Source organism: Anabaena azotica FACHB-119 (genome assembly GCF_014697625.1).
In the GTDB taxonomy this organism is placed as follows: domain Bacteria; phylum Cyanobacteriota; class Cyanobacteriia; order Cyanobacteriales; family Nostocaceae; genus Trichormus; species Trichormus azoticus_A.
In genome coordinates this window covers 38,436-50,507 of sequence record NZ_JACJSG010000021.1, presented here as the reverse complement: position 1 = coordinate 50,507, position 12,072 = coordinate 38,436, and the positions used below count along the sequence as shown (strand labels likewise).

Here is a 12,072-nt window from a genome sequence, read left to right as displayed (position 1 = left end):
TTTAGATAAATACAGATTTAACGATCTTCCCAATCCGAAGGGAACTTGAAAGTGTAAATCTGGGGAGGATTATTTGCGGGAGGAGTAGCTGGAGGTTCAGTTGGCTCTTCAGATGAAGATTGCTCTTCTAAAAAACGAGCAAAAAATGGTACTTCTTCGGTGCTTAATGGTATTAGTGTGTTTGTAGACATAATATCCCCTCTTAGGAAATATGTATTAAACACCTACAATCATATCAATAATTACCTAAAATCACAAGAAAAATAAATAATTTATTTAATAAATATCCCAAAAATCATATATTTTCGCAAAACTGTTTATTTGCAAAATTAATAGTACTAAATATCATCAACTTTTACATTTTTAAGGCAATTAGAACACCAATTCAATAATATAGTTATGAACTAATAAACATTGCTTTAAGAGGTTATTGGAAAAGTGATTTGCTGTGATATTAGACCTCTTGTATAAGTAGTTCTCATTCCTTCTCTACCGTCATTTATAAAGTAACGTAAGTTCGATGAGCCTCTCCCTCCCAACCTCCCTCTCCTAAAAGGCGTTCGCGTAGCGTCTCCGTCAGGAGAGGGGTTGGGGGTGAGGTCAAAACAACGCTTGTCGAACTCACGTTAAAGTAAATATTAAGTAGGATAAGTAATACCAATTCAAAAAATATTTGCAACACATCGATTATCTTTAGGGGCGCACAGCTGTGCGCCCTTACCCTGGTATCTGTCGCATTCTTTTTTCAAATTGATATTACCGTTATGTAATGATTTGAGCCTTTGCCAGATGAGGAATTAGCCTGTAATTGCTCCCCCTTCCCTTGTAGGGAAGGGGGCTGGGGGGTTAGGTCTGTCGTTAAATTTTCCACATAACGTGAAAAGTCAGACCACTAAATAAGGTGCGTTAAAGCAGCGCTTAACGCTAAACTCTGATCCATTTCAGGATATGAGGATCTTTGTCATAGCGATAGGTAAAGCCGTCTTTAGCCGAGATAGTCTCTCCTTTGCTGGCCTTACTTCTAATAGTGTTAATGGCATAGAATGTTAATTCACTCATTTCCTTATGAGAAAGACCTTCACTGAGAGTTTTTTGGTTCAATCTTGGTGATTTGCTTTGGTATTGATTATTAGGCAAACTGTCTGTAGTAATGCGAGTATTTTCTGGAGCATTATCGCTAGTTGTTTTTTGATTGCGATAATCTTGAACAGTCATAAGTTGCCAATGAGAATCTTCTGTAAGTTCCAGAACCCATTGATGATAATCAAATAAACTTTCTCGATGTCCAACACTAATAAACGTTGTTTTCGTTTCTTGTAACTGTCGATATAAATTACCTTCATTATTTAAATCTAAGGCACTTGTTGCTTCATCTAATATCGTGAACCTGGGATGAGTGACTAAAAGACGCGCGAAAGCTAGGCGTTGTTGTTCTCCCAGCGAGAGAATATTTTCCCAGGGTACTTCAGTATCAAAACCTTCAACTCGATGGAGCAAGTTTTGCAGGTTGACTTGTTGCAGAATTGACTTGAGTTGTGTATCACTCATTTGCCGATTAGTCTTAGGATAAAGCAACTGTTCGCGCAAAGTTCCCAAAATAATGTAAGGACGTTGAGGTAAAAATAAGACTTCTTCTAGAGGCGGTCGCACCAGACGACCAGTCCCTGCATTCCACAAACCTGCGATCGCTCGCAGCAGTGAACTCTTACCTCGACCACTTGGCCCTATAATTAATAAACCTTCCCCTGGTTGAACAGCAACTGATAAGTCTTCGACAATCACTTGTTCATAGTTAGGGGTTTTTAAAGTGACATTTTCAAAAGCGAAATGCTTTTCTTCTATGACTTTGATAGTGCTGACATCTTCAGGTTCTTTACTGACTTCTTCTAAAGCGTCAGAAAATTCAGTTAAACGCGCAACATAACTAGAAAATGTGCCGGAAGTTCCAAATTCAGTGATTAAATCTCCCAAAGCACTAGCAAACATATAGCTAGCTAAAGCGGATTGCTCAACTTGCCCGTAATCAATTTCACCTTTAATATATAAAGGCCCAAGTATTAAAAATGGAAATATTTGGATAGCAGAACGATATCCTCTAGCGAAAATTTCCCTACCTCTCTCCCAGTTTATCTTGCGTTCAGTATCTTTTATGAAAACACTTAACCTTTTGCCAATTATACTTAATTCCTGTTTTTCTCCCTGAAAAAAAGCTATCGATTCAGCGTGGTTTCTTATATGAGTTAAGCCATAACTGTAATCGGCTTTAGATTCTAATTGCTCTTGACTAATTTTATTTAATTCTTGAGTTATATAAATAGCAATAATATTACCTATAACGGTATAAATAAGCAAAGGAATTGCAATCTGTTGAGAAATTGACCAGACAATTATTAAAAAAGTTATCATTTCCAGCACTTTTTCTAGTAAAGTAGCTGAAAAACTTAAAGCATTACTGGTAACAGGTTCGATTTCTTGAGCTAAACGTTGATCTGGGTTATCGATATCGGATTTAAAATTGATTTTATAATAGGCACGATTATGTAAATATTTATCTAAAATCTGTTGATTTAGCCATTTATACCAATCAAGAGCGAGTTTTTTTCTGATATCTTTAGTAAATCCTGCTAAGACAGTTACTAATACAAGTCCAATCGCATAAACCACTATTGTATTAGTGAACTGAGAAGCATCTTTTTGTTGCACGATTACATCAATCAAACGCCGATTAGTAAAACTATTAAAAGCATTGATACCTACAAGGGCGATGATTAAGATTATCAGAAAAATCAGCGTTAGCCAGGAGCGAATTACTTCTGAAAATGCCCTTTTACCAGCCTCTGTTGGATACCAGTAAGGTTGAGCAATTCTGTGGACATCCTGCCAGAATTGGCTAAAAGCTGAAGAATTATTCGTAACTGATCGGTCTTGAAGAACTTGAGTTGCCATATTTGCAAAAGCTAACAATTAATAATTGGCTTAAAACAATTGTGATATCATGTCCGCTTAAACACTTATCACATAGCGGGGGTTGGTAATTGCTAATGGTAGAAAACAATTACCTAAAAGCTCATGTTAAATATTTACGCAAATTTTGGGCTATTGTTGTACTGTTAAGCAAATTGTAATGGTTTCCAGAAATGATTTGCTCTTCTAGGGAGCTAATTACTTTATTCCAACCTGAATCTCTCACAGATGTTTGGTCAGACTGCAAGAAAATCGTCCGTCCAGAATAGGGACGCGGAAAATAACGGAAAAAGGCTTGTCTATTGGCTTGGAAAAGTCTCAACCAGGAATGTAGCTGTTGTTCGCTAAATTCTGGTGGCAAAACATGAGCCGTTTTAGCCCAATTTAAAATGTAGACTAGCAATTCCTCTTGTGGGATATCTCGCAGTTCCTCCACAGATAAACTTCTTTCCTGATTGAGGATACCAGCCATATCCTGAACAAAGTAGTAAGCAACCTCATAAGGATCATCAAGTTCTTCTGGTGAGGGTATGTGCTGACCATCAATAGTCACTGAACTAATTAAGGTTGGTACATAACTATCTATTAATGCCAATAAAGCGACTTCCTCTGTGTTAGTCAATAGCTGCTGTGCCATCTCAAATGCAATCACACCACCCATTGACCAACCACCCAAGTAATAAGGCCCGGTAGGTTGAATTGTCTTGATGGCTTCAATGTAAACGGTAGCCATGTCTTCAATACGGGTTAGGGGTTCCTCTTCATTCAGCCCTATTGCTTGCAGTCCGTAAACAGGTTGTTCACTACCCAAGTTACGGGCTAAATCTGCATAGCAAAGAACGTTACCTCCGACTGGGTGGATACAGAAGAAGGGGGGCTTGCTACCTGTTGACTGAATAGGTACTAGGGGCGACCAAGTTTGGGAAACTGTTTCTTGACGCAGGACTGTTGCTAACTGTTCAACAGTTCCATGTTGGAAAAGGGTAGTCAAAGGTAAATTTTTGCCGAACTGCTGCTGAACAAGCGACATCAGACTCACAGCCAGTAGAGAATGTCCACCAAGTTCAAAGAAATTTTCTGTGACTCCGACTTGATTGATTCCCAAAACTGCCGACCAAATCTGTGCCAATTGTAATTCTACTGTGTCGCGGGGCAGTACTTTTATAGTCTCCTCACTGCTTTGAGTGTTTATTGTTCTCAATGCGCGACGGTCTACCTTGCCATTGGGTGTGAGTGGCAAACTCTCCAAGAAGACAATGGTATTTGGAACCATGTAAAAAGGTAGTTTACTGGTGAGGAACTGACGCAATTGGCTGATGGTGGGTGTGTGCTGTTGATGGGGGACGACGTAAGCAACTAAGCGCTTATCGCCTGGACTGTCTTCGCGGGCGATCGCACAACATGATTGCACTTCTTCATGTAGACTCAGTACAGCTTCAATTTCTCCCAACTCGATGCGGAAGCCCCGTACTTTCACCTGAGCGTCAATTCTTCCCAGGTACTCAATATTACCATCACTTACGTAACGTGCCTGATCCCCAGTTTTGTAGAGGCGACAACCAAGTTCATCACTGAAGGTATGGAAAATAAATTTTTCATCAGTTAAATCGGGACGGTTGAGGTAGCCCCGCGCCAAACCCACACTAGCAATGTGCAGTTCTCCGGGTACACCAACAGGCACAGGTTGGAGATGGGCATCAAGGATATAAATTTGCGTGTTGTCAATGGGACGACCGATGAGTGGCTGTTCCCCTGGCTGACATTGGGCAAAAGTAGCGCAGACAGTCGATTCAGTCGGGCCATAGGCATTAAAGAAACGTCTTCCACTAGCCCATTTTTCCACTAAACTGGCTGGACAAGCTTCCCCGGCAACAATGAGAGATTGCAAATCTGGCAACTCGGCAAAAGGCAAAGCCGCCACGGCTGAAGGTACAAGGATAGCGTGTGTAATTTTTTGCTGTTGCAATAACTCCAGCAAAGCAGGCCCCGGTTGCATGGACTCTGGGCTGCCCAAATACAACTTGGCCCCCGCACAAATAGCCATGAAAATTTCCGAGATGGAAGCATCAAAGCTCAAAGAAGCAAATTGCAGAACGCAGCTATCAGGACGGACATCAAATGACTTGATGAAGGCTGCTGCTAAGTTGCATAATCCGCGATGAGCGATCGCTACTCCTTTGGGTTTGCCAGTTGAGCCTGATGTATAAATTATATAAGCCAAGTTTTCTGGTGTGACATCAGTGATGGGGCGATCGCTTGCACCTAAGAGTTCTTGCTCCAGCGCATCTAAGCAAACTACCCGCCCTTGATAGTTTGGTAAAGAGGCGACAAATTTTTCCTGAGTCAAGACAACTGACAATTGGGAATCTGACAATATATAAGCGATGCGCTCTTGGGGATAAGCTGGGTCGATGGGAACGTAAACACCGCCAGCCTTGAGTATAGCCAGCAGTCCCACCATCATCTCTAAACAGCGTTCCACACACAGCCCCACCATTACCTCTGCTTTGACTCCCAGACTCTGCAAGTATTGCGCCAGTTGATTTGCCTGTTCGTCCAACTCTCGGTAGGTGAGCTTCTGCCCTGCAAACACTGCGGCTATGGCATCGGGTGTCCTCTCCACCTGCGCCGCAAACAACTCATGAATACATTTATCTTGGGGATATGCTTTGGTAGTGTTGTTCCACTCAACTAATATTTGATGCTGTTCTGTTGGACTTAATAGTGGTAATTCCCCAATTTTCATCTTGGGATTTGCCACAATTGCTTGGAGTAAAGTTTGAAAATGTCCCGCTAGGCGAGTAATTGTCTTAGCATCGAATAAATCACTGCTATAACTCCAAATACCCTCCAGACTTCCGCCAACTTCCTGACAATTTAGTTCTAAGTCAAACCTGACTGTTTCCTCCAGTGGTAAAGGCATATCTTGGATAGTTACACCAGGCAAATTCCAAGAAAACTCAGGCGCATTTTGAAAGGCAAACATCACCTGTACCAGAGGATTACGGCTCAAATCTCGCTCTGATTGTAGTTTTTCTACTAACATCTCAAAAGGCAAGTCTTGGTGAGCGTAGGCTGACAAAGTTGTTTGCCGCACTTGCGCTAATAACTCAGCAAAGGTGGGATTGTCAGAGAGATTGCCCCTTAATGCTAAGGTGTTAGCAAAGAACCCCATGATTTGCTCGACGCTGTGGTGGTTGCGATTAGCAATTGGCGAGCCGACCACAATATCTGACTGCCCAGTATAACGAGAAAGCAAGACGAAAAAAGCTGCCAGTAGAGTCATGAACAAAGTTGCATCCGACTCCTGGCTCAACTGTAACAGGCGCTGTGTCAGGTCGCGATCAAGTTGAAAACACTCAATTCCCCCTCGGAAGGACTGAACGGGGGGACGTGGTTTATCAGTAGGCAGTTCTAGTACACCAGAGACACCCGCTAACTGTTCTTGCCAGTAGGTCAGTTGGCGTTCTAAAACTTCGCCTGTCAGCCATTGACGCTGCCAAACGGCAAAGTCAACGTATTGGATGGGTAATTGGGGGAGTGGGTTGGGCAAGCCTTGAAGAAAAGCTTTATATAGTGCAGATAACTCACGGATGAAGATGCTCAAAGACCAGCCATCATAGATGATGTGGTGTATCTTCAACAGCAGCACATATTCCTGCTCACTCAGTTGCAGTAGGATGAACTGGACTAATGGCCCAACAGCTAAATCGAAGGCTTGAGATGCAACAGACTCGGCAATTTGCCGCACCCTGTCAGTTTGCTCCTGGGTGGATAAGCCCTGCAAGTCATAGACAGGCAAAATCAAGGTACTGGGATCGGCAATTAGCTGGACAGGTTTTCCCTCTACCGTAGGAAAAGTAGTTCTTAAGACTTCGTGACGGCGAACGAGTTCATTCAGACTCTGTTCTAGTACAGCTATATTGAGAGAACCATTGAGTCGCAGAGAAACCAGCGCATTGTAAGAGTGACTGTCGGGTGAGAGATGGTGCAAAAACCAAAGTCGCTGTTGAGCAAAAGACAGTGGTAGTTCAACGTCCCGTGACACCTTGGGAATTGGTGACTGATGAGCAGCTTTCACCTGCTTTGCTTGCTGTAAAAACTGGATAATTTCTGTTTTTCGCGCTGCTATTTCCTGACGCAACGTGGGAGTTAACGCCCCTTCAGGCGCGTGACAGCGCAAGCGATCACCATCAGTTTCTAGGTTAATATTTAAGTTTCTCAGGTGACAGACGAATTCAACAATGCTTTTGCTCATGCTCAAAACTCCACTAATTCCCCACTCACTGGTGTAACTGATAAATCTTGTGCTACCCAATCTACTGCCTGGACATAGGAGGCTATTCCGGCTACAGTGGGAGACTCAAACATCAATTGTATAGATAGGCTAAGTCCAAAAACCGAGTTAATTCGAGACACAACTTGAGTCGCTAAGAGGGAATGACCACCAAGTTCAAAGAAATTGTCATTGACACCGATGCGTTCAATACCCAAGACTTCACTCCAGATTTGTGCTAATTGCGCTTCAATGGGTGTACGCGGCAGGACAAAGCCAGTAGATAAATTTCGCGTCGCTGTATCAGGTGTGGGTAAGGCGCGGCGGTCTACCTTGCCATTGGGTGTCAAAGGTAAGGCATTGAGGAGAACAAAAGCACTGGGAACCATGTAATCTGGTAGCTTTTGTTGCAAATAGGAGCGTACTAACGGTACAAGTTTCTGGACTAACTTACCTTGTAAGGGGTTATTGGTGTAGTCAGTCCAAGATTTCGTGGTGATAGTGGCACTATCCCAGAAAGCAATTGCCGAAGCTGTATTGTGGCGGCAGAAAACCACGTCATAACAACCATCCTGGCTACTCTCCCACCAACTGGGGTAAACATCATAGCCCAGTTGTTGACCCAACTGATAAAACTCCTCTGGGGAAACTCCTACTTTGGGCTGTTGTGCTAGTAATTGTCGCAGTTGTCCGACTGTCTCCACCTGCGGGGGATTTTCTAACCAATGATAAATCTCTAATGGTTGTTGCACCCGTTGGTTAGGTACGCGCCTAATGCCTAACAGTGGCGGTTGCTGTTGTAGTTGATGTTGAATTTGTGTCAACGAGAGTTTGTCGAGTTGCCAATTTAACCAAGGAACTGTGGTTTCCTGAACTTGAGTTCCCAGATGCAGGGTGACATCATAGCGGAATTGGGTTAATTCATTCTCAGCATTGCCGCGTTTAGGCTGAATTTCTACTCTACCAATCTCCCGAAAGCGGCTTTGCAGGGCAATGAAAAACCTGGGGTCAATCACCAACTCTTCTTCAATTGCCGCACTAGAATTGACTTGCTGCTGCCATTGCTCAACGGTTTTGTCCTCGGTTGCTCGGAACAACTGCACTGCCGCATGGTATGGTTCTAGCAGAGGTAAGGAACGGACATCACCGATAAACAGGGTTCCTTGATTGCCAATAGCAGCGATCGCACCTTCTATCACTTGCAACAAATATTCCACGCTGGGGAAATACTGCACAACTGAGTTGATAACCACAGTATCAAACCCACCTTTAGGGATATCCTTAAAGTCATCCGCCATTCTGTGCAGCAGGCGCACATTGTCGAAACCAGGCAATGTTTTACATATTTGCTCAACGTGGGCGATCGCCGCGCGAGAATAATCACATCCCCAATACTCAAGGCATTGCTGGGCAACACGGGATAATAGTAAACCTGTACCACAACCAATTTCTAAAACTCGCTGTGGTGATAAAGCGAGGATGCGGCTAACAGTATTTTCCACCCACTCCCGCATTTCCGGCTCTGGAATGGCTTGCTTGGTGTATGAACTGTTCCAACCAGATATATTAAATGTGGGGTCATCTATGGATACTTGAGGCTGTCCATAAGCTTGCTCATAGAGATTTTGCCAGTCACTGACATATTCACTCTGCCATTGTGCCAACTCTTCGGGTAAGACTTGATTTTTCAGGGCTGGGACTAAGTAACCTACCAGTTGTTGGTCGCCATTGACAGTTCTGGCGGTGACAACACTTTCTTGTACCAAGGGATGTTGAGTTAACACATCCTCAATTTCACCCAACTCGATGCGGAAACCCCGAATCTTGACTTGGTTATCGATGCGTCCCAGGTATTCAATCCTGCCATCACTTAAATACCGTGCCAAGTCGCCTGTTTTGTACAGCCTAGCCCCGGACTCATCGCTAAAGGGATGAGGAATGAATTTTTGTTGGGTTAAATCTGGTCGATGCAGATAGCCTCTAGCTAGCCCCGCGCCGCCAATGTGCAGTTCTCCAGCTACACCAATCGGCACTGGTTGTAATTGCTCATCTAAAATGTAGACTTGGGTATTGGCTATGGGACGACCGATAGTTACTTTTGCGTCCCCTGGAGTGCATTTGGCTATTGTGGCGCAAACGCTAGCTTCTGTCGGCCCGTAAGCGTTAAAGAAGTTTCTGCCCTCAGACCAAAGTTTCACCAATTCCAGAGGACAAGCCTCACCAGCAACAATGATTGTTTGCAGTTTGGGCAATTCTGTATTTGGGAGAACTGCCAATGCTGATGGTGGTAAGGTGATATGAGTAATGCCATAGTCGCGTAATCGCTCAATTAACGGCGCACCGGGCATGATTGAGTCTTTTGTTGCCAAATATAATGTAGCGCCTGACCCAACAGCCATCAAAATTTCTGATATGCAGGCATCAAAACTCAAGGAGGCAAACTGAAGAACACGACTATCACTATCCACAGCAAAAGCTTGAATCTGCGCCAGCGCCAGGTTAACTAATCCCCGATGCTCAACCATCACCCCTTTTGGTTTGCCTGTGGAACCACTCGTGTAAATTACATTCGCTAGATGAGCAGATGTAACTTCGGTCACAGGGTTTTGCTGATTGTTCGGGTCAAGTTGTGACTCTATTTCATCGATTAAAACCAGTTTTGCCCCAGTTGTGGGTAGTTTGTCTAACAGTTGTGCTTGCGCCAGTAGTACTGACACTTGTGTATCATCTAGCATCCAGCCCAGACGGTCAAGAGGATACTCACTGTCAAGGGGTACATAAGCGCCACCTGCCTTAAGAATTGCTAACAGTCCGATAATCATTAACGGACTACGCTCTACACACAACCCTACTAGTACATCTGCTCCCACACCTACAGAACGTAAATAGTGAGCTAACACATTGGCGCGGCCATTCAACTGCTCATAGGTGAGTTGTTCATTGGCAAAGACTACAGCCACCGCATCAGGAGTTTTTGCTGCCTGTTCCTCAAATAACTGATGAATACACTTATCTTGAGGATAATCTAAGACTGTATCGTTCCACTCCTTTAATAATTGATGGTGTTCTGGTTGGGTGAGTAAGGGCAGTAATGTTACTGGCTGCGGGGAATTAACAACAATTGCCTCTAACAACGTTACATAATGTTGCATCATCCGGGCAATGGTTGTGCCATCAAATAAATCTCTGTTGTAACAAACAACACCATCAATTCCCGATGTTGTTTCCCATAAGTGAACTTCTAGGTCAACCCGAACTGTTTCATAGCACCAAGGTAGATCCTCGACTTCTAACCCTGGCAAATTCCAACCAGAGGAGGGCGCATTCTGGAGAGCAAAGGCTACCTGCACCAATGGGTTACGATCCAGGTTGCGCTCTGGTTGCAACTCTTCGACTAGCATCTCGAAGGGCAAATCTTGATGGTCGTAAGCATCTTTAGTTACCTGCCGTACCTGTGCCAACAAAGCTTCAAAGTTCGGTTGACCAGATAAATCAAATCTCAATGCTAGAGTATTGACAAAAAAGCCAATTAACCCTTCTATTTCTTTGCGGTTGCGGTTGGCGATGGGTGGGCCGATAACTAAATCTGTTTGCCTACTGTAGCGCGACATTAACACCAAAAAACCCGCCAGCAGCGTCATAAACAGAGTGCTTCCCGACTCTTGCGATCGCTTTCTCAGTTGACTGATCAGGTTTTGATTGATTTTAAATAGCTCTACACCTGCTTTAAAAGTTTGTAAGGGTGGGCGGGGTCTATCTGTGGGTAGTTCTAATAGCGGTGGCGCTCCTGCTAGCTGTTGCTTCCAGTAACTTATTTGTCTAGCTAACACATCCCCGGTTAACCACTGTTTCTGCCATACGGCGAAGTCGGCATACTGAATGGGTAATTCTGGGAGGGGTGATGGTTCTCCCATACAGAAGGCTGTGTACAGCATGGACAACTCACGGGTGAAGATACCAATTGACCAGCCATCAGCAGCAATGTGGTGCATATTTATGATTAAAATATGCTTTTGGGGTTGCAATCTTAATAAAGTTACCCGTAGTACAGGGCTTTGGGAAAGGTCAAAGGGTGTTTGTCCCTCTAAGTGAACTAGTCTACGTGCTTCTGTTTCTGGTTCACTGAACTGTTGCAAATCAATTATTGGTAAATCCCATTGAGGATGCGGATCAATTACTTGTACGGGAACACCATCAACCTCCCGAAAACAAGTCCGCAGGACTTCATGGCGCTGTAAAATTTCGCCGATCGCTTGTTTGAGGGCTTCTACATTTAAGGAGCCTTTGAGTGCTAGCGCCCCTGTCATATTATATGTGGCAGTTGCACCTTCCAATTTGTAAAGAAACCACAGTCTTGCTTGGGCAAATGAGAGGGGTAAATTTTCCTCGCGTGAGATGGGAGTAATAGCTGATTCAACGGAGCTAGCAGAGGTTTTAGCTTTTTGGAAAAAAGTGATGATTTCTGTTTTTCTTGCTGCTATCTCTTGCTTGATTTCTGTTGTCATTGCTCCCTTGGGAGACTGATATCTTAGCTTATCCTCTTCTAGCCAAAGTTTGATATCTAAACTATTTAAGTAAGATAAAAATTCTACTAAATTCATTTGTTAATTACTTCCTAAAGTTGTTTAATTATGTAGAAATTGTGCGTTTTGCTCTTGGATAAAAATTTTATCAGTCTCCTAGATATTTGGGGTTTATGTATCTCATTTAGGTTCTTTGAGAAATCCTCAATGAGATACATATATCGGTTTTCAAGTCAGTGAGGTACAGGAAAAATAATTGAACGCAGATGTTGGCGCAGCCTTCCCGCAGGGTACGCAGATGAACGCAGA

General features: G+C 43.5%; 4 protein-coding genes. All 4 read right to left on the bottom strand.

Annotated elements, in window-relative coordinates; genetic code table 11:
- Positions 1 to 17 precede the first annotated feature (17 nt).
- Positions 18 to 191, bottom strand: coding sequence for a microviridin/marinostatin family tricyclic proteinase inhibitor (locus H6G83_RS16375; protein ID WP_190474160.1), 174 nt, complete (start codon positions 189 to 191; stop codon positions 18 to 20).
- Positions 192 to 924: 733 nt separating this feature from the next.
- Positions 925 to 2,946 carry an ABC transporter ATP-binding protein/permease gene (locus tag H6G83_RS16370; RefSeq protein ID WP_190474159.1) on the bottom strand — a complete coding sequence of 674 codons (2,022 nt, stop codon included), beginning with the start codon at positions 2,944 to 2,946 and terminating at the stop codon, positions 925 to 927.
- 121 nt (positions 2,947 to 3,067) lie between these two features.
- Positions 3,068 to 7,222, bottom strand: coding sequence for a non-ribosomal peptide synthetase (locus H6G83_RS16365; protein ID WP_190474157.1), 4,155 nt, complete (start codon positions 7,220 to 7,222; stop codon positions 3,068 to 3,070).
- A 2-nt stretch (positions 7,223 to 7,224) separates the two neighbouring features.
- Complete coding sequence (locus H6G83_RS16360) at positions 7,225 to 11,841, bottom strand: non-ribosomal peptide synthetase (protein WP_190474155.1); 4,617 nt, start codon at positions 11,839 to 11,841, stop codon at positions 7,225 to 7,227.
- Positions 11,842 to 12,072: the final 231 nt, after the last annotated feature.